Here is an 18313-nt window from a genome sequence, read left to right as displayed (position 1 = left end):
TTAGAGCTGACCCTTGTCAAGTACGATCGTCATACCCGCCAGCAGACCTTCGACAGGCTGGGTGGGCTGAGCAGTTACTTCGAAGGTGCGCAGGTCGTGCTGGTCGCGGGGCTTCGTAGCCTTCCACGTGGCGTAGTTCCCCATGTCCTTCATCTTCGAGACAGTTAGCTCGACCTTCTTCCCACCGAGGGCGGGGATAGTGCCGTGGAGCTTGCTGCCCTGACGTAGGCCGGCGAGCTTGTCTTCGCGCACAGCGAAGAGGACACGCACGGCGCGGTAGTCGGAGATGCTCATGATAGGAGCGCCCGTACCGACGAGCTCGCCCTGATGAGGGTAGATCTCGGAGATGATACCGTCGACGGGAGCGATGAGCGCACCCTCCTTGAGGTAAGCGTCGACCTCGGTGATAGCACCTGCAGCGCGCTCGACGAGAGCCTGAGCAGCCCACTTGTCCTCACGCTGAGCACCGTTCATCGCCATATCGTACTGGCTGCGAGCAGCACGCTCGGTAGCGCGCATGGCGTTGAGCTGAGCGGTGGCTTCGTCGTACTTCTGTGCGGGGAGGACGCCTTCCTTGTAGAGGCGCTCGACGCGCTCGAAGCTCTTCTCTGCGACCTCGAGGCCAGCCTTAGCCTTCTGCCACATCTCGTAGGCGCCTTCCTTCTGCTCCTTACGAGCACCAGCCTGTGCCTTCTGGCTCTGGGCTTCGGCAGCGGACTTAGCAGCCTGAGCTTGCTCGAGCTTAGCGAGGACTTCGGGCGAATAGATGCGTACAAGGGTGTCGCCACGATGTACGCTCTGGCCTTCGCTGACGAGGAACTCGGTGATACGACCTGGGACCTTGCCCGCGATGCGTACTTCATCGACCTCTACTTGGCCGGTGATGATATCCTCCTTCTCACCGAAGAAGATGAAGCCAGAGAGGGCTAAGAGGACCATAGCTACGACGACGATACCGACGCCGAAGATGATACTTTTCTTGGACGATGCATTGGCAGCCTCGTTCTGCGTGGGCTGCTGGGTGGGTTGAGTACTCATTGTTTTATAGGGCAAGGATATTCTTCAGTTTGCTTTCGGAGAGGAGGACGCGGATCTGCGCGTCGATGAGGCTGTCTTGTGCGCTCATCCAGGCGGTCTGCGCCATAGTGTAGTTGAGCAGGGGGATGACGCCTTCCTTGTAGCCGACTTCGGCGTAGCGCATGTTCTCGCGTGCCATCTCGACCGCCTTGAGAGCCGTCTGGTAGGCACGGCGAGCATCGTCAGCTGTACGGAGTGCCTGCTTCATCTGCAGGGTGATCTTACTGCGGGCTTCGGCGAGCTCGAGCTGCTTGACACGGTGCTCGGCCTTAGCCTGACGACGGCGGAAGGAGCCTGAGAAGAGGTCGGAGATGGGTACCTGAAGCATCGCACCGAGGTAATACTGTCCGCCAAATTCCTTCTTCGGACCATTGAAGCTATTGGGGTTCGTAGCCGAATAGCTGGCGAAGCCGTAGACCTTAGGTAGGAGCTCTGCCGTCTCCATACGCACGCGCTTGCTATAGATGGTGTCGACCATACGCAGGGAGCGCACTTCGCTACGACGCTCGACGGCGGCGGGAAGGTCCTCTGCCTGCAGGCGCTCAGTAGGAGCGGGGAGGGCAAGCTCGATCTGTCCTTCGTCTGCCAGATGGATGTCGGCAGAGGACTCCAGCCCACAGAGGTCAGCCAAGAGCATCTTCGAGAGCTCGAGGCCATTCTGTACCTGACTGCGCTTGACCTCGGCTTCGCTGAGCTTCGTGCGGACGGAGAGGCCGTCGGCCTTCGTCGCTACACCAGCTGCGATAGAGGCATCTACGTCGCGCACGGTCTGCGTCAGTAGGGTCACGAGCTGGTCAAGTAGGCGGGACTTGCTGTCGAGGGAGATGATCTGCCAATAGGTCTCATCGACCTTCGTCTCGATCTCCGTGGCAGCTGTCTCACGGAGGTTGTCCTGGAGCTGCTCGGCGAGCGAGGCCATCTGATAGCCCGTGGTGATCTTACCACCGAGGTAGATGGGCTGGATGGCGGTGACGTTGGCTACCCATACGTTGCGCAGGTCGACGGTGCCGAGGTGACGCAGACGATCGGGGATGAGGAAGTTGAAGGAGCCCAGGGGCTTGTCCCAGTCGATGAGGTGGAATTCCTTCTGCATATGCAGGTAGGCTCCGCGAGCCGTCACCTGAGGGAAGAACTTTGTGAAGACCTCTTGCTTGCGGGCGTGGGCAGCTTCGCGCTCGGCGTCCTTCTGCTGGAGCACCCGGCTGTGGGTCTTGGCCATTTCGCGGCACTCGTCGAGGGTGAGCTTCTCTTGGGCAGAGAGCAGCGACGTGCTGGCCACGAGCCCTGTGAGAAGGAGGGCTATACGCTTGGTGCGTACTGATAAACGTAGATCCATTATAGCTATTTCTTATTCTTACTTAGTCTTGGGAGGGCTCGCGCTTGATCTGGCAGGTGATGCGGCCGAGCGCTTGGCGGATATTCTTCTTCGGGTGCATGATGATCTTCGCAGGCTGGAGGGTCGCTTCGGTGACCTCCTCGGGGGTGTTCATCAGCTTGCCTTGGACGAAGGGCATCAGTGTACCCATCTCTCCGAGGTCGACGCCGACGCCTTGCTCGAAGCTCGTACATACGACCTCGGCGAAGGCACGCAGAGCGGACTCCACATCGATGCGGGAGAGCGAGCAAATACTGCTGATCTGCTCCATCACTTGGTCGATGCTTAGCTTCTCACGCTTCGTGGGGTAGGCGTAGTAAAGCGTCTTGCCGGCGCGAAGGCCCTGCTTAGATACCTTACTCTTTATCTCAAGAGTCATCATATTTCTTATCGTTTTTAGGAGTGACCTATGTGTGGTAAATGGAATTACCTTACATAGGTGATTTGCGATGCAAAGGTAGGTAACAAAATGTTATCAACCAAATATTCATTGCTTTCCCCCGCTTTTCTCTTGTCTTTTCCCTTGCCTACCAGCTCCTCCCTCCGAGGATGGGCGATGCTCAGCTCTTATAAATGAACCTTCTACCCCTTGATGAAGCGTGGAAGATTTGCCGTGACTACCACTCAGGATTTTCCTTTTTGATGCTTAATGTGCTGTGTGATAGTGTAGATTGAAAATCCAAGATGTGCCAAACGACTCGGTGAAGAATTGCCGGAATTGTGCTGTGTCTCCTCTTGGAGCTTTGGTGTCATACCTCCGAGAAGGGGGGGATGGAGTGCCTTCGCCTGTGCCGTCGTCGGAGTCTCATTAGCTGGGGAGAGCTACCGTCATTGGGGCGGGAGTCCCTTGTGTCTTCATTGACTTGCGAGGGCATTCCTATACAGGGAAAGTTCCACGCAGCCGAAGGAAAAGCTTCCACGGCGTAGTGGTAGAGCCACGAACGAGTATAGCATTACTTCTGTCTACGTGCCTGGATCTAAAATCTACGCATATGGATCTTAAAGTTTACGTGCGTGGATGATAAATCTACCTACGTAGATAAGCAAAATACACTATACGAAGTCTATTATTTGATTATTGCGATGGGGCTTTTTCTCAGCGTGTGTGAGGGGTGAAGCTGTATAGGAAGGGACTGCGCGACTTAGGTGGACGCGACTCAGTTGGGTGGGAGATAATGCTCTGAATAGGGCTGTTGGGTGGCTTGAAAGTGGGAGATCAGTGGTGAGACGAAGGCAAGTAGAGTAGGCTATTCTCGCAGGCTTTACCCTTCGAATTAATTATGTCGTGTGCGATATATGTAAGATTTGTATTACCTTTGCAGAGGAAACAGATCATCAGCTATAAGGAAGGAATAGACTCTAATGAACGGGGCGGTCTTATCAAGCTGCTCGATACCTCTTGCTTTCTCGCTAAGTAGCTCTAAGGAGCGCCCTGATGCTCTTACTCCCAGTCGTACTTTACATTAAATAGATTCAGCTATGTCAATCAAGGTTTTGTACACGACTTCGGCTCGTGTCGAAGGTGGCCGCCGCGAAGGCCACGCAGTAAGTAATGATGGTGTACTCGATGTACAGCTCCGTTCGCCCAAGGAACTCGGTGGTCAGGGCGGTGGTACCAACCCCGAGCAACTCTTTGCAGCTGGCTATGCCGCCTGCTTCGATAGCGCCCTTGGGCTCGTCCTGCGCCAGAGCAAGCTCCATGCGAAGACGGCCGTCACCGCAGAGGTCAGCCTCGGCGAGAATGGTGAAGGAGGCTTCGGCCTCGCTGTCAAGCTCCGTGTCGAGGTCGATGGTATCGATCGTGAGGCAGCACAGCAGGCTATGGAGCGTGCCCATCAGGTATGCCCCTACTCCAATGCGACGCGCGGTAACATCGACGTGACCCTCGAGCTCGTATGATGCCCGCTACGCTCCCGACGAGCAAGACGCAGCACGCCTTTCGTATCCTCCTCGGGCTCTTCCTCCTCTATGCGGGGATCAGCCACATGACCTTCCGCCGTGCGGACTTTGTGGCGCAGGTGCCCGACTGGCTCACGATGAGCAAGGACTTCGTCGTGCTGGCCTCGGGTGTCGTGGAGATGCTCTTAGGGCTCTCCCTCGTAGCTCTCTATCGTCAGCGCGTGTGGGTCGGGCTGGTCGTAGCGATCTTCTTCGTGGCGATCTTCCCTGGCAACATTCATCAGTACACGGAGGGGATCAGCGCCTTTGGGCTCGATACGGATACGAAGCGCTTGGTGCGCCTCTTCTTCCAGCCACTGCTGGTCCTCTGGGCTCTGTGGTCCACAGGGGCGCTCAAGGCACTATGCCAGCGCTCGAAGTGCTAAGCCCTATCTCTCAACTCTAATCTACGGCGTAGCCCATAGGTGCCGAAGGAGTAGCCTCCCTCGGTGCCTATGGGGTGCGCGTTCTTCGAAGATATATACATCGTATGTCCTCACCTTCACTCCTTCTGGAGGATCAGCTGTGCTTCCGCTTCTATACGGTCGTCCGGCTGATCACACGCCTCTACCAGCCTCATCTTGACCGTCTGGGGCTGACCTATCCGCAGTATCTGGTCTTGCTCGTCCTGTGGGAGCAGGACGGGGTGCCCCTCAGTCACATCGTAGATCGTCTGGGGCTGAATACGAATACGCTCACGCCTCTGCTGAAGCGCCTCGAGGCGGCAGGCTTCGTCACACGTATGCGTGGTACGGTCGATAGCCGGCAGGTGATCCTTTGTCTCACACCTCAGGCGAAGGCCTTGCGCGAGGAGGCTGAGGATATCCCCTCGCTCTTCTCCTCCAAGCTGCGAGATGCAGGCTGTGCCGAGGGCGAACTATCGGCACTCCGTGAGCAACTCGATCATCTGATCTCACGCTTGGAGACTCTCACTCAGTCGGCCGGAGTATAGCTCTCTTCTCAATAGGGATAAAGCACCCCGCCCCACACCGTAAGCCTGATGGCTCGTGGTGTGGGGCGGGGTGCTTTGTATGGATTATAGGGCGGAGCGGGGCGCGCTTACTTGCGGTAGTCCTGCTCGATGTAGTCGATGAAGGCCTTGTTCACCAGGTGCGAACCGCCAGCGGTGGGGTAGTTGCCGCTGAAGTACCAGTCACCAGGGTGCCCAGGGATCGCCGTGTGCAGACCCTCCAGGCTCTGGAAGACTAGCTCGACCTCGGCCTTGGTGTCTATGGGACGAAGGAGCTCGACCATCTTGCGGGAGATCTCTTCGGGCGAGAAGGGAGCGTAGATCGCCTTGACGACATTCTCCACGTGCTTGTTGTGCGAGACGCTCTCCAGCTCACGTGCCTTCTGATACTGCTCCTCGAGGAGGTACTGTATGCCTCGCTCTTCGATGAGGGCGATGGCAGCGCGGAAGGCGATGAACTCCTTCATCTTGCTCATATCGATGCCGTAGTAGTCGGGGTAGCGGACCTGTGGGCAGCTCGAGACGATGACGATCTTCTTCGGACCGAGGCGGTCGAGGATACCGATGATACTCTGGCGAAGGGTCGTCCCACGCACGATACTGTCGTCGATGACGACGAGGTTGTCCACGCCACGCTCTACGGTGCCGTAGGTGATGTCGTAGACGTGCGCTGCGAGCTCATTGCGGCTCTTACCCTCGGAGATGAAGGTGCGGAGCTTGATGTCCTTGATAGCGACCTTCTCCGTGCGGACGCGTGCGGAGAGGATCTCACGCAGCGCTTCGTCGGAGAGAGAAGGCGTGCTCTTGATCTGTCGGAGCTTCTCCTCGGTGAGGTGCTTGTCCATACCCTCGATCATACCGTAGTAAGCGACTTCGGCCGTGTTGGGGATGAAGGAGAAGACCGAGTGGCGTAGGTCGCCACCGATAGCACGGAGTATAGCGGGCGTGAGCTGCTCACCGAGAGCCTTACGCTCGCGGTAGATGTCGACGTCACTACCACGGGAGAAGTAGATGCGCTCGAAGCTACAAGCCTGATCCCTCTTAGGCTGGATGATCTGCTCGGTGCGGACCTCGGCAGCACGATTGACGAGGATAGCTTGCCCTGGGCGAAGCTCGGTGATCTGCTCGGCGGGGACGTTCATCACCGTCTGGATGACGGGGCGCTCAGAGGCCAAGACGACGACTTCATCATCGATATAGTAGAAGGCTGGACGGATGCCGTGGGGGTCGCGCATGGCGTAGGTCTCACCGCTACCCGTCTCCCCGCACATAACGAAGCCTCCGTCCCAGAGGGGGGCACACTGGCGCAGGACGTTCGCCAGATCGATGCGCTCCTCGATGTAGTGCGTGATATCCATACCCGTGAGGCCGTGGGTACGACTCTCGTTGAAGAGGCGCTCGACCTCGCGGTCAAGGCGGTGCCCAAGCTGCTCCAGGAGGATATGCATATCGGAGACGTGGCGGGGATGCTGGCCAACGGAGGTAATGGCGTCGAAGACGTCGGTGACGTTCGTGAGGTTGAAGTTACCGCAGATGGAGAGGCACTTGGCGCGCCAGTTGCTGCGGCGGATCATGGGGTGCACGTAGGTCAGGCCACTCTTGCCCGTCGTGCTATAGCGCAGGTGTCCCATGAGGCAGGAGCCAGCGAAGGGCAGATAGCGCTCGGCATAGGCTGCATCGGCGAGCTTCTCTACGGGGACGTCAGCGAAGGAGGCGTAGACGGAGTTGAAGATCTCTTGGATGGCAGAGGCACCTTCGGCGCGCTCGCGGAAGAGATATTCGTCACCAGGAGCCGCGTGGAGCTTGACGACAGCGAGCCCAGCACCTTCCTGACCACGGTTGTGCTGCTTCTCCATGAGGAGATAGAGCTTATTGAGGCCATACATCCAGGTGCCATACTTCTCTTGGTAGTAGGCGAGGGGCTTACGTAGGCGGATCATTGCCACGCCACATTCGTGCTTGAGGGGTTCCATTGAGTGAAGGGATAAATCTATGGAGTCGGTATAGAGGAAAGAAGTAAAGATGCGCATGCCTCCCGCAGCGGGGAGTATGCGCATCTTTGACTTATCTATTTGTGCATAGGAGGGTGCGGAGGATTAGCGCTTGCCTTGCTTCTGGGCTTTGCGCTGCTGCTCCTGCTGGAGGCGCTGAGCTTCCTCGAGGCGTTGCATCCACTTAGACTTCTTGCGGGGCTTCTTCTTGTTCTCTTCGAGCTGGCGGAGGAGCTTGTCCTCGTTGAGCGTCCAGCGGAAGGCGAAGTACTGCAGGATGGTGATGAGCGTAGAGACGAAGTAGTAGTAGCTAAGACCCGAGGCGTTCTGGTTGAACATGAAGAAGAACATGATCGCCATGATATAGGGCATGGTCTTCATACCGGCCATACCTTCGCCCGTGGGGCTCTGATTCATCGTGTAGCGCGTGTAGAGGATGTTCGTCACCGTCATCAGCACGCAGAAGAGGCTCAGGTGGTTGCCCAGGAAGGACGAGATGAGGGGGATGTTTGCATGCCACGAGATGACGGCATCGTAGGTAGAGAGGTCGTCAGCCCAGAGGAAGCCCTGTCCGCGCAGTAGGATGGAGGTAGGGAAGTACATGTACAGCGCGATGAGGAAGGGCATCTGCAGCAGCATAGGCAGACAGCCGCTCATCGGGCTGGCACCAGCAGAGCGATAGAGATTCATCGTCTCGGTCTGACGCTTCATCATCTGATCCTGCTCCTTGCCGGGGTACTTAGCGTTGATGGCCTCGATCTGAGGACGCAGTACTCGCATCTTCGCCTGCGACATGTAGCTCTTGTAGGTGAAGGGCCAGAGAAGCATCTTGATGAAGAGCGTCATCAAGAGGATGATGATACCCCAGTTCGACAGGAAGCCAGAGAGGAAGGTCACCACGGGGATGATCAGATACTGGTTGATCCAGCGGAAGACGCTCATGCCGAGGTAGACGAGGTGGTCGAGGTGCAGGGCGTTTGCCTTGTCGACACCTTCGTCATAGCCCTTCAGGAGGTCGTAGTCGTTCGGGCCGAAGAAGAATATAAAGGGCACGACGGTCTCCGTCTCCTTGACAGAGATGGGGAAGGTCCCCTTGAAGTCGCCGGAGCGGACGTAGCCGCTACCTTCGCCCTCGGTCTTGAGGGTGAGCTTATTATCCTTGAAGCCCGTAGCCGAAGCGATCAGTACGGAGCTGAAGTACTTGTCCTTGAAGGCTACCCAGCGCAGCGTCTCTTGGATATCTTCGTTGGCTTCGCTGGTCGTCTCGAGACGGTCTACATCGCCCTGAGGGTAGTGGTAGTAGATACCGCTATACTGCCCCTCGAACTTCCAGGACTGCTCCTGCTGGGGGATGCGCTGACGCCACTCGATATCCTGTAGCGCAATGTTCACGGGGAGGAAGCGACGAAGCTCGTGACCGCGGATGGTGAAGTCCACGCGGTAGTCGGAGCTGCGGAGCTTATATACGTAGTCGAGGTAAGCTGACTCGTCGAGCTGCATACGCAGGGTAGCAGTGGAGTCGGTAGCTTCGATGATGTCGAAGTTGGCATCAGCCGTGCTCACCATACGGTTGTCAAGTGTGCGCAGGGGGAGATCCAGACGCGTGTCGCCCTTACGGAAGAGGTGTACGGGCTTCTTCGACTGGTCGAGGTAGTCTGCGAGTACAGCTTCGACAGGGGCACCACCACGGGTGGAGATGGAGAGAGCGAGCTTCTCGTTCTTCAGTACGATGACCTTCTCTTCCTTAGCCTGCTGGTAAGGGGGGAGGATGGGAGCACCCGTGCTGTCGAGGGCAGCGGTGTCAGCCGTGGCCTGTGGGGCAGCGGGCTGCTGGGCTACGACGTGGGTGGTATCCGCTGGTGGCGGTGTCTGCTGAGTCGGGTCGGGCTTGCTGAACCAGGTGAACCCGATGAGTACGGCCCCAATGAGTAGGGCTCCGATGAGTGTATTCTTATCCATTAATCTATACTATGCCTCCACACGCGCCAGTGGGGCGCTGGAGACGATGTGATACAGTCGCGTTGCTCTCTTAGGCCTGATGGCGCTCGCCACCATACTTGATCGCCTCCTTCACGAAGGCGAGGAAGAGCGGGCTGGGGTGGAGTACCGTGCTGCGGTACTCAGGGTGATACTGTACGCCGACATACCAAGGATGTCCGCTGAGCTCTACCGTCTCGACGAGCCCCGTGTCAGGGTTCTCCCCTGCACAAATCATGCCAGCTGCTTCGTAAGCCTCGCGATACTGGCTGTTGAACTCGAAGCGGTGGCGGTGACGCTCACGGATGAAGTCCGAGCCATAGGCGGCAGCGATCTTTGATCCTGGGCGCAGCACGCAGTCGTAGCCACCGAGACGCATCGAGCCTCCGAGGTCGGAGATGCTCTTCTGCTCTTCCATGAGGTCGACGACCTTGTGTGTGGTCGAGGGGTCAATCTCCGTGGTGTGGGCATCGCTCCAGCCCAAGACGTTGCGGGCGAACTCGATGACCATGCACTGCATACCGAGGCAGATACCCAGCGTGGGGATGCCGTGCTCGCGCGTATAGCGCAGGGCGACGAACTTCCCGTCGACACCGCGCGAGCCGAAGCCCGGAGCTACGACGACACCATCAACATCCCCCAGCAGTTCGGCTACATTCTCCTCAGAGACCTTCTCGCTGTGTACGGAGATGAGGCGGAGCTTGCGGCCACTGTAGGTAGCAGACTGCAGGAGCGCTTCGTCGATGGACTTGTAGGCATCCTGCAGCTCGACGTACTTACCGACGAGGGCGATGGTGACGACGTCCTTGGCTTCTTCGCGCAGGGCGAGGAACTTCTTCCACTCCTTCAGCTCAGGCTTAGCCTCGGGCGTGATACCGCTCTTCTTGAGCACGATCTCATCGAGATGTTGTTCGCCGAGTGCCAAGGGTACCTGATAGATGGTGGGGACGTCGACGCTCTGCACGACGGACTCTGCTGAGACATTACAGAAGAGTGCGACCTTGCGGAGGATGTCGCTGCTGAGCGTGTGCTCGGTGCGCAGGACGAGGATATCGGGCTGGATACCAACCTCCTGGAGCTGCTTGACGGAGTGCTGGGTAGGCTTGGTCTTCACTTCACCAGCCGCAGCGATATAGGGGACGTAGGTCAGGTGGACGCACAGGCAGTTCTGCCCGAGCTCCCACTTGAGCTGTCGTACACTTTCGAGGAAGGGGAGGGATTCGATATCGCCGACGGTACCACCGATCTCGGTGATGACGAAGTCGTACTGCTTCTTGAGGCCAAGGAGCTTGACGTTGCGCTTGATCTCGTCGGTGATATGGGGTATGACCTGTACGGTCTTGCCGAGGTAGTCACCCTTACGCTCCTTGCGGATGACGTTTTGGTAGATACGCCCGGTGGTGATGTTGTTGGCTCGTGAGGTCGCTATGTCGAGGAAGCGCTCATAGTGTCCGAGGTCCAAGTCGGCTTCGTGCCCGTCATCGGTGACATAGCATTCGCCGTGCTCGTAGGGATTGAGGGTGCCTGGGTCAATGTTGATGTAAGGGTCGAACTTCTGTATCGTGACGCTGTAGCCACGTGCCTGTAGGAGCTTGCCAAGAGAGGCTGCTACGATCCCCTTGCCTAAGGAAGAGACGACGCCCCCCGTGACGAAGATGTACTTTGTTTCCACTATGCGCTATTATATATCGGATGAAGCGTACTCCAGCTATGGCCACACACCCCTTGCCTTGCGGGGGTAGGGACGAGCTGATAAGTACTCCACCCAAGTTACCCTGCAAAGATACGCTTTTTACCCGCTATGCTCCTTCCCGCGTAGTGTGTGCTGCAAATTTCTCCGACGTCTATTACTACCCCTGCCTACCACGATAGAGAAAACTTCGAGATGCTGGCCTTCCGTAGCTCCGTCTTCTGCAGGGAAGAGGGGGCTTCCCTGAGTGCTTCCTCTTCTCTATAGAAGGCGATGAAGTGCAAAGGACTATTGGTATGGGGTGTGAATGAGTAGTTGTTTGCACTCAGACCACTATTCGTTCATGCCCCATACCACTATTGGTTTGCACTGCCTCGCTCGGGGGTGCTCTTCATCCCTTCCGAATAAGATACTCCGCTTAGGAGCAAAACAAAGGCTACACCCGAAGTCTGACTTCGGATGTAGCCTTTGCTATGATGGAGAGAATGGGGAGGGCTTTACACGAAGAGGTGTGCAGCATCCCTCCCGTCCGCCTTAGAAGCGGAAGCCAATGGATACGCCCATATCGAAGATGTCAGATGCCTGCTTGATCTTTGAGACCTTGACTTGGGGCTGCGTGGCATCGAAGGTAAACACAGCATCCGTCATATCTCTGGGGATATCTTGACGAAGAGCCTTTTCGACCTCTGCGTGGCTAACCGCAGGAGTATAGGTGCCTGTAAGACTCCCGCGTGTGAAGCCACGTCCTACACCGAGGATGTGCCAGTCTAAGACGATGTTCTTCCGTCGTCCGAAGAGCCATTGTGCCCCGATGCTGAGGCCGTAGCTGTGTGTCGTGGCCTGACCGTCGTAGTCAACGCTGATATGCTGCATCTTGTCGTCTACCACCTTGTGTGGGGCATATATATGCTGGCGGGTGAAGTCGCTATGCTGGAATCTGTAGTAGCCCTGTATGTAGAAGCCGTGTCCTAAGCCTCCATTGAGATACCATCTTAGTTGGGGCGAGAAGGCTATATGCTTCGGCTGCTCGGGAGAGAACACGATGGAGTTGCTGAGAGCATAGCTACGGTAGTGGAAGGCTCCAGACTGCGTCCCTTCATCTCCCTGAGGGGTGAAGTAGAGACCGAGCTGAGCACTGACTCCATGGGCGAGGAGGCGCTCGACCTGAAGGTTGAGCTTCCCAACGACCACGCTCAAGGGATCGGTCTTGACGATGGTCCTCCCATCAAGGAGCGAGTAGAGCTGGGTAGGGTCGGGCTTGGGTGCTTCTTGTGCCAGCACGGGGAGTGTGCCGAGGCCAAGCATAAGGATGGTAAATATCTTTCGCATAAATATGTAGATAGGGCTGGGGCTTTGCGTCCCAGCCGAATAATGAATCGTTAGAAACGGAAGCCGATGGAGAGCCCCATATCAAGGATATAGGACTGGTACTTGATCTTCGATACCGTGACCTTCGGCTGTGTGGCATCAAAGGAGAACTCAGTGCCCTCTCCTTCGTTAGGGAGCTCTTCGCGGATACGCTCTGTGAAGCTCTGCTGGTCGATGCCTGGGGTATAGCTCCCCGTGAGCTTGCCTCGGACGAAGCCACGGCCGATCCCAGCGATGTACCAGTCTAAGACGACATTCTTTCTCCGGCCAAAGAGCCACTGTGCCCCGACGCCAAAGCCGAAGCCATGCATCGTAGCTTGGCCATCATATACCAGAGTAAATTCAGGTGTATTACTGCCAATTAGAGTGCGGTGCGAGCTGATCTCTTGGTTGGTAAACTGAGTGTGCTGGTAGTGATAATACGCCTGCATGTAGAAGCCATAGCCCAAGCCATCATTGAGATACCATCGTACTTGCGGCACGACGGCGACATACTTGGGCTGGAAGGAGTAGAGGGCTATACTACTCGTCACCGAAGTGATGTCGTTGAAGGCTCCGAACTGTCGCCCTTGATTGGCCTTAGGAGAGGTGAAGATGGATAGCTGTGCGCTAAGCCCATCGGTCAGGATGCGCTCGACCTTGAGGTTGAGGTTCCCGAAGATGTCGCTGAAGGGATTGGTCTTGATGATGGTCTTCCCATCAAGGAGCGAATAGACCTGTGTGGGGTCTGTCTTAGGTGTCTGCTGCGCCAGCACGGGTAGCGTGCCGAGAGCAAAGAGCAGAGGAGTAAGTCTCTTGATCATAATGGATAGAGGTATAGATCGTGTCGTATCGTACCGCTAAATTAGTGAATTCAGGGAATTTTTCTGTTGGTGTGCTGCTGTGGCGTAAGTCGTAGGGGGAAAGAGCATTGCGGGGAGGGGAAAATGAACCAGTACTGGTCACTGATCCGATCAGTACTGGTCGCGCTTCGGACCAGTACTGGTAACTAATGGTGACCAGTACTACTTCGCTCGGTGACCAGTACTGGTTGCTTTTACCTCAAGATACGGCGAGCTGGCAGAGGGCTGTGAGCACTCTGCGAAGTCTCGAGTGAAAGCGGTGGGGTTATTCCTCGGGGAGGAGTGGTTCACCGAGGTCACGTAGACCTTCGATGAGGTAGGGGCGAGTGATGTCCCGTGGCTTGAGGATCTCCCGATCCCAGGTGATGAGGTCGATGTCCACGGGGATAGCTTCGGGGTGCTTCTTGCGCTGCTCGGGGGTACGGCCTGTACGACGCTCTAGAGCCTTGAGGTGTGTGGCGAAGGTCTCCAGCTCCATGCTTGTCTCTCCTACGGCTACTTGGTCGGTGAAGAGCGCATCGGAGAGCCCGAAGCTGATGGGGGCAGACTCGCGAGCTGGCGAGAAGGTGAGGCGCTCCAGCTCGAGACTGCGGAGCCCCGCTTGGGCCAGAGAGAGGTGTTTCTGTGGCTCATTATTAGAGCCCAAGGTCAAGACAAAGCGATGGAGCTTCATGGTCACTTGCTGTCGGTGTGCTGGGTGTGTACAGAGGCCTCGTGGATCGAGCTGAAGAGCTCCCTGAGGAAGCCTTCATCCAGTCCCAAGGCTCGGCCCTGCGCTAAGCGGTCCTCCAGCAGACTGCGGTAGCGGTCGGGCTGCACGATAGGGAGGTGGGCACTGGCCTTGATATGCCCGATCTCTTCGGAGACGATCATGCGCTCCCGCAGCAGGCGCAGGAGTTCGGCATCGATGTGGTCTATCTTCTCACGTAGTCCGCTGAGCATGCGGTCATCGGTCGGGTGGGCTGGGCGGAGATCCAGCTGGGAGAGGAGCGTGATGAGGTCGGTAGGGGTGAGCTGCTGTGCGGCATCGCTCCAAGCACTCTCGGGCTCGGGGTGCGTCTCGACCATCAGGCCGGAGAAGTTCATCTCCAGCCCCATACGGCTGACCAGCGGTACGAGGTCTCGGCGCCCAGCGATATGGCTGGGGTCAACGAGGATGGTAAGCTCGGGATGGCGACGGCGTAGCTCAATGGGGATTTGCCAGAGGGGGGCATTGCGATAGAGTCCCTTGGCGTAGGTGCTGAAGCCGCGGTGTATAGCCCCTATCTGGGGGATGCCTGCTTGGTAGAGGCGTAGGAGAGCACCTTCCCACAGCTCGATATCGGGGTTAAGTGGGTTCTTCACCAGCACGGTGACGCGCTCTCCGCTGAGGGCTTCGGCAAGCTCTGCCATAGCAAACGGGCTTGTCGTCGTGCGCGCTCCGATCCAGAAGGTATCCAGCCCAGCAGCGAGTGCTTCCTCCACATGGCTGGCGGAGGCCACTTCGGTGGCGACCTGCATACCCAGCTCACGCTCGACGCGCTGGAGCCAAGGCAGGCCTTCGCTACCTACCCCCTCGAAGGAGCCCGGGCGTGTGCGGGGCTTCCATAGGCTGGCACGGAAGAGGCGGATACCTCGGGCACGCAGCGCCTCGGCTGTCGCGAGGGTCTGTGCTTCGGTCTCGGCACTACAAGGGCCAGCAAAGACTATATAAGGGAAGGGAGAGGGATGACGGAGGGTGAGTGGGCGGAAGGGGGAGGCTTGCATGGGCGAGCGAGTGAGGGGCTGGGACTACGCTTGGGGCTCTGCGCCAAGCTCTTCGATGAGACGGAGCATGGAGCGGTAGAGGACGGAGTGCCAGGGGTGGGTCTTCTGCGAGAGCAGGTCGTTGTGCCAGAGGAGCGTGAGCTCGCCGTTGTATCGAGCTGTCGTGCGGATGAGGTCGTGTGCGATGCGCTCGGCTTCATCTTGCTCCAGCGCCATGTAGCGCTGATCACTCAGCGTCAGGTCGCGCAGCACGAGAGGGTGGAGGATGAGCTCTGTCAGAAGGCGGGTATTGGGATTGATGAACTTCACCGGACGGCAGGTGCCGAGGCGGAAGCCGACGACATCGGCGTAGCCCATCGAGTAATCATTGCGGAAGCCCGAGACGTAGGCCTGAAAGAGGTCCTCGGGCTCGCAGGAGGTGAGCTTATTGTGTCGCAGGCCACGGGGACGCTGACGGAAGGCCTTCTCAAACTGATGGCGCTCCTTGCTGATGAGCTCCGACTGGTGCCCCGCGGCATAGCTGCACTGGAGCGCTAAGAGCACCTTGTGCTTGGCGGCTATCGAGAGGATACGACGGAGGTAGAGGGAGTGGAGACTATAGTAAGGCTTATCCAGCGGGTGGCGCGAGGGCATACGGATGAAAAGGAAGATATCCGATCTATCCCTACCCAAGCTATCGCAGGTATTACGATCCCACTTGAAGAACTTGGGGAAGGTGAAGTAGTCGTCCTCGACATCTGCCGAGAAGCTTAGGCGTGCTGCCTCTAAGGGACTCTTCTTCTGCTTGAGCCATGCACGCAGGAAGCTTCTCCAGCCACGATAGTTGTACGGGCGGGAGAGGTCGTGGGTGAGGTTGACTCTGCTGAAGGTCTGGGGACGCTCCTCGAGGCGTAGGTTGTGGCGCTCAGCGATACCCGTCTCGAGGAGGATCTGTCTGAGGGCTTCGCCGTACTCGTCGATGATGGGGCGGTGTAGGAAGCCTGCTCGATAGGGGAGCGAACTCTTCCCAGGGAAGCGCCCATAGGAGTCGCGCTCACTACGTCGGTACATCTCCTCATAGCGGGAGATGAGGAAGTAGGTCGAGGCGAGGAGGTCGGCATGGATGATGAGCTGACTCCCGTCAGCACTCCACTCCTCTCGGGGCTCGCCGAAGAGTAGTGGTATCCCTCGCCACGTCTTCAGCGGGAGGGTAGGCATCGACTCCTCGGTGCCGTAGACGTCCATCTTGAAGAAGCCTGAGGGGATGATGACGATGGGATAGAGCTTCATCTGCTCAGGATCGTCGGTATAGCCGATGGCTTCGAAGCGGCGCTGGAAGCGATCGTCACCTTCACTCTGTACCCAGAGCGAGCCGACGAGGAAGTCAATGAGGTACTGGCGTATCTTCTTGCTGAGCATGGGGCAGGGATTACTCTTGTGCTGAGCTCATGGTGAGCACGGCCTCGATAGGATGGTGGTCCGACTCGCTGGCGGTCTTGTCGACCTCACAGCTGATAGCACGGAAGGCAGAGCCGTAGAGGATGTGGTCGATGCGCACGATGAAGGGGCGCGTCGTGAAGGTAAAGCCGAAGCCATTGCCACGCTCGACGAAGGCGTCCTTCAGCCCATCGGCGATCTTACGGCGGGTATAGGAGAGGGGCGTGTCGTTGAAGTCGCCACAGACGATGACACGCTCGGTGCCGTAGCTCTGGATGAGCTGGTGGATGATGTTGGCCTGTACGCCATGGGCACGGAAGGTAGGCGCAAGCTTGCTGCTGAGCGCGTCCTTCAAGCGGAGTGCCTGCCCTTGGGAGGCTAAGCGCAGATAGTCCTCTCCATCCGTGCGACGCAGGTGGAAGGACTCGAGGTGTACGTTGATGATGAGTGTCTCTTCGCCACGGATTAGTACCTTGTAGGCGACAGCCCCATTGACCCACGAGGGGAGGGGGATTTCCTTTGCTTCGGTGATTGGGTATTTTGAGAGAAGCGCAAGGGTACTTCCACCACGATTCACACGATTAACACTGATGTAGGGGTAGTCCTTATCGAGATAGCTACGCAGGGTCTTTGAGACGACACCTGCCCAAGGATTCTGATTGAGCATCGCCTCCTGCAGGCACACCAAATCGGCACCACTGCTCTTGATATACTGCAGGATCGCGTTGGGGCTGGTCTTGCTGTGAGGCTTGAAGCCGAAGGCGCAGACATTGTAGGAGAGCACGCGTATCGCATCGTCTTCGTCGCCGAGGATCTTCGCCGAGCGGCTGATGGGGAAGTAGGTGAGGAGCTGTGGCAGGGAGATGAGCCATACGGCACCTACGAGTATGAGGTGCTTCTTGTCGAGTGCAATGAGCCAAAAGAGGCTCACAAGGATCTGCGCTAAGATCAGCCCAGGGAACAGTAGGCCTAAGAAGCTCGGGAGGATCCAGGTCTTCGGTGCTATGTACCCCGAGTAGGCCCCGAGGAGATAGACCCCAGAGATGAGGAGTGTCCCCACGAGGAGGAGGACTCGTGCGATACGTGAGCTGAAGGTGAAGAGAGCGCGAAGCTTCATTATTGGGTTGCCGTGGGGGAGGTTAGTTCTTGTCTTTGGGGAGGTTCTTCATCAAGCGACGACGCTCCTCGGGGCTTAGGCTGGAGAAGCTCGAGTGACGGGTCTTGCGTAGCAGTTCCTCTCGGTCGCTGGTAAAAACGCTTGCGGGATGCTTGGCTTGCTTGCGGTAGTAGAGACCGCAGGCGATACCGAAGAGGAGCCCGCCGAGGTGCGCCAAGTGACCGCCTAAGTTTCCTCGTCCAGCACCGAGGAAGACGAGGAATAGGAAGACCCAGAGTGCGATGGGTGGGATGCGATTCCCCGTAAAGCGCAGGGTGAACGAGGAGAGAATCTTGCGATCTACCATGACTGCCGCAGCGCATACGCTGAGGATGGCAGCTGAAGCACCTTGCAGCGACAGGGGAGGGATAGTCTGTGCACCGAGGAGCTGGTAGCCTAAGAGGTAGGTCAATGCCCCTGCGATGATGCCTCCGATATAGGCCCAGAGGAATCTGCGCGTCCCGAGTCGATACGCCATCACGGGGAGGAGCGCATAGACCAGACACATGTTGCCAAAGAAATGGAAGAAGTTTAGGTGGGGGAGGGCATACGTGACGAGCGACCAAGGGTGGTAGAGTACCTTGTCCCACTCAGGGTAGAAGGAGAGTGAGAGCCCGAGATTCCACCAGCGTAAGGGTGTGATGAGCGTGCAGGCCCAAGAGGTCAGCCCGATAAGGAGGTAGGCGAAGGTATGTAGGATGAGGAGGCGCATGACGATGCTCCCCTCTTGCCAATACTCTTTGTATAGCTTCTGCCAGTTCATCGAA

16 protein-coding genes are annotated in these 18313 nt (G+C 57.6%); 3 read left to right on the top strand and 13 right to left on the bottom strand.

Going from position 1 to position 18313, the window contains the following annotated elements:
- Genes IEX77_RS03400 through IEX77_RS03390 form a run of 3 tightly spaced genes read right to left on the bottom strand, consistent with a single transcriptional unit; the run spans position 1 to position 2831 of the window.
- The gene (locus tag IEX77_RS03400) at positions 1 to 1038 is read right to left on the bottom strand and encodes an HlyD family secretion protein (protein WP_188807698.1); all 1038 of its coding nucleotides are present in this window, start codon (positions 1036 to 1038) and stop codon (positions 1 to 3) included.
- 4 nt (positions 1039 to 1042) lie between these two features.
- Positions 1043 to 2413, bottom strand: coding sequence for a TolC family protein (locus tag IEX77_RS03395; RefSeq protein WP_188807697.1), 1371 nt, complete (start codon positions 2411 to 2413; stop codon positions 1043 to 1045).
- 22 nt (positions 2414 to 2435) lie between these two features.
- The gene (locus IEX77_RS03390) at positions 2436 to 2831 is read right to left on the bottom strand and encodes an HU family DNA-binding protein (RefSeq protein ID WP_009432149.1); all 396 of its coding nucleotides are present in this window, start codon (positions 2829 to 2831) and stop codon (positions 2436 to 2438) included.
- A 1100-nt stretch (positions 2832 to 3931) separates the two neighbouring features.
- Between IEX77_RS03390 and IEX77_RS03385 the strand changes: the two genes are divergently transcribed.
- The 3 genes from IEX77_RS03385 (at position 3932) to IEX77_RS03375 (ending at position 5342) form a co-directional block, all read left to right on the top strand.
- Positions 3932 to 4351 carry an organic hydroperoxide resistance protein gene (locus IEX77_RS03385; RefSeq protein WP_188807696.1) on the top strand — a complete coding sequence of 140 codons (420 nt, stop codon included), beginning with the start codon at positions 3932 to 3934 and terminating at the stop codon, positions 4349 to 4351.
- On the top strand, positions 4348 to 4776 hold the full coding sequence (locus tag IEX77_RS03380) for a DoxX family protein (RefSeq protein ID WP_229770783.1): 429 nt from the start codon (positions 4348 to 4350) through the stop codon (positions 4774 to 4776). The genes IEX77_RS03385 and IEX77_RS03380 overlap by 4 nt, the downstream gene beginning before the upstream one ends.
- 104 nt (positions 4777 to 4880) lie before the next feature.
- Complete coding sequence (locus tag IEX77_RS03375; protein ID WP_188807695.1) at positions 4881 to 5342, top strand: MarR family winged helix-turn-helix transcriptional regulator; 462 nt, start codon at positions 4881 to 4883, stop codon at positions 5340 to 5342.
- Between the two features lie 107 nt (positions 5343 to 5449).
- On the opposite strand, the gene IEX77_RS03370 is transcribed toward IEX77_RS03375, so the two are convergent.
- The 10 genes from IEX77_RS03370 to IEX77_RS03325 all read right to left on the bottom strand — a co-directional run bounded on the left by IEX77_RS03370 (position 5450) and on the right by IEX77_RS03325 (position 18309).
- Positions 5450 to 7333, bottom strand: a complete 1884-nt coding sequence (locus tag IEX77_RS03370) for an amidophosphoribosyltransferase (protein ID WP_188807694.1) — start codon at positions 7331 to 7333, stop codon at positions 5450 to 5452.
- 123 nt (positions 7334 to 7456) lie between these two features.
- Positions 7457 to 9310, bottom strand: coding sequence for a membrane protein insertase YidC (gene yidC, locus IEX77_RS03365; protein WP_188807693.1), 1854 nt, complete (start codon positions 9308 to 9310; stop codon positions 7457 to 7459).
- A gap of 70 nt (positions 9311 to 9380) precedes the next feature.
- Positions 9381 to 11003 (bottom strand): CTP synthase, encoded by a 1623-nt coding sequence (gene pyrG / locus IEX77_RS03360; RefSeq protein ID WP_188807760.1) that lies wholly within the window; start codon positions 11001 to 11003, stop codon positions 9381 to 9383.
- A gap of 549 nt (positions 11004 to 11552) precedes the next feature.
- Positions 11553 to 12347: a DUF3575 domain-containing protein gene (locus IEX77_RS03355; protein WP_188807692.1), complete on the bottom strand. Its 795-nt coding sequence runs from the start codon at positions 12345 to 12347 to the stop codon at positions 11553 to 11555.
- 50 nt (positions 12348 to 12397) lie between these two features.
- Positions 12398 to 13189: a hypothetical protein gene (locus IEX77_RS03350; protein ID WP_188807691.1), complete on the bottom strand. Its 792-nt coding sequence runs from the start codon at positions 13187 to 13189 to the stop codon at positions 12398 to 12400.
- 304 nt (positions 13190 to 13493) lie between these two features.
- Positions 13494 to 13901: a 2-amino-4-hydroxy-6-hydroxymethyldihydropteridine diphosphokinase gene (locus IEX77_RS03345; RefSeq protein WP_188807690.1), complete on the bottom strand. Its 408-nt coding sequence runs from the start codon at positions 13899 to 13901 to the stop codon at positions 13494 to 13496.
- Positions 13902 to 13903: 2 nt separating this feature from the next.
- Positions 13904 to 14974 (bottom strand): bifunctional 3-deoxy-7-phosphoheptulonate synthase/chorismate mutase type II, encoded by a 1071-nt coding sequence (locus IEX77_RS03340; RefSeq protein WP_188807689.1) that lies wholly within the window; start codon positions 14972 to 14974, stop codon positions 13904 to 13906.
- A 24-nt stretch (positions 14975 to 14998) separates the two neighbouring features.
- Positions 14999 to 16372: a UDP-2,3-diacetamido-2,3-dideoxy-alpha-D-glucuronate deacetylase VimE gene (gene vimE / locus IEX77_RS03335; RefSeq protein WP_188807688.1), complete on the bottom strand. Its 1374-nt coding sequence runs from the start codon at positions 16370 to 16372 to the stop codon at positions 14999 to 15001.
- A gap of 10 nt (positions 16373 to 16382) precedes the next feature.
- The gene (locus IEX77_RS03330) at positions 16383 to 17507 is read right to left on the bottom strand and encodes an endonuclease/exonuclease/phosphatase family protein (RefSeq protein WP_188807687.1); all 1125 of its coding nucleotides are present in this window, start codon (positions 17505 to 17507) and stop codon (positions 16383 to 16385) included.
- 22 nt (positions 17508 to 17529) lie between these two features.
- Positions 17530 to 18309 (bottom strand): rhomboid family intramembrane serine protease, encoded by a 780-nt coding sequence (locus IEX77_RS03325; protein ID WP_188807686.1) that lies wholly within the window; start codon positions 18307 to 18309, stop codon positions 17530 to 17532.
- Positions 18310 to 18313 lie beyond the last annotated feature (4 nt).

The organism is Porphyromonas pasteri (genome assembly GCF_014647755.1).
Lineage (GTDB): Bacteria > Bacteroidota > Bacteroidia > Bacteroidales > Porphyromonadaceae > Porphyromonas > Porphyromonas pasteri.
The sequence above is the reverse complement of the archived record's forward strand: the minus strand, read 5'-3'. Positions and strand labels throughout refer to the sequence as shown.

What these genes read in the sequence shown, in the direction of transcription:
- IEX77_RS03400 (WP_188807698.1), bottom strand. Translation starts at nt 1,038, where the DNA reads ATGAGTACTCAACCCACCCAGCAGCCCACGCAGAACGAGGCTGCCAAT.
- IEX77_RS03395 (WP_188807697.1), bottom strand. Translation starts at nt 2,413, where the DNA reads ATGGATCTACGTTTATCAGTACGCACCAAGCGTATAGCCCTCCTTCTC.
- IEX77_RS03390 (WP_009432149.1), bottom strand. Translation starts at nt 2,831, where the DNA reads ATGACTCTTGAGATAAAGAGTAAGGTATCTAAGCAGGGCCTTCGCGCC.
- IEX77_RS03385 (WP_188807696.1), top strand. Translation starts at nt 3,932, where the DNA reads ATGTCAATCAAGGTTTTGTACACGACTTCGGCTCGTGTCGAAGGTGGC.
- IEX77_RS03380 (WP_229770783.1), top strand. Translation starts at nt 4,348, where the DNA reads ATGATGCCCGCTACGCTCCCGACGAGCAAGACGCAGCACGCCTTTCGT.
- IEX77_RS03375 (WP_188807695.1), top strand. Translation starts at nt 4,881, where the DNA reads ATGTCCTCACCTTCACTCCTTCTGGAGGATCAGCTGTGCTTCCGCTTC.
- IEX77_RS03370 (WP_188807694.1), bottom strand. Translation starts at nt 7,333, where the DNA reads ATGGAACCCCTCAAGCACGAATGTGGCGTGGCAATGATCCGCCTACGT.
- yidC (WP_188807693.1), bottom strand. Translation starts at nt 9,310, where the DNA reads ATGGATAAGAATACACTCATCGGAGCCCTACTCATTGGGGCCGTACTC.
- IEX77_RS03355 (WP_188807692.1), bottom strand. Translation starts at nt 12,347, where the DNA reads ATGCGAAAGATATTTACCATCCTTATGCTTGGCCTCGGCACACTCCCC.
- IEX77_RS03350 (WP_188807691.1), bottom strand. Translation starts at nt 13,189, where the DNA reads ATGATCAAGAGACTTACTCCTCTGCTCTTTGCTCTCGGCACGCTACCC.
- IEX77_RS03345 (WP_188807690.1), bottom strand. Translation starts at nt 13,901, where the DNA reads ATGAAGCTCCATCGCTTTGTCTTGACCTTGGGCTCTAATAATGAGCCA.
- IEX77_RS03340 (WP_188807689.1), bottom strand. Translation starts at nt 14,974, where the DNA reads ATGCAAGCCTCCCCCTTCCGCCCACTCACCCTCCGTCATCCCTCTCCC.
- vimE (WP_188807688.1), bottom strand. Translation starts at nt 16,372, where the DNA reads ATGCTCAGCAAGAAGATACGCCAGTACCTCATTGACTTCCTCGTCGGC.
- IEX77_RS03330 (WP_188807687.1), bottom strand. Translation starts at nt 17,507, where the DNA reads ATGAAGCTTCGCGCTCTCTTCACCTTCAGCTCACGTATCGCACGAGTC.
- IEX77_RS03325 (WP_188807686.1), bottom strand. Translation starts at nt 18,309, where the DNA reads ATGAACTGGCAGAAGCTATACAAAGAGTATTGGCAAGAGGGGAGCATC.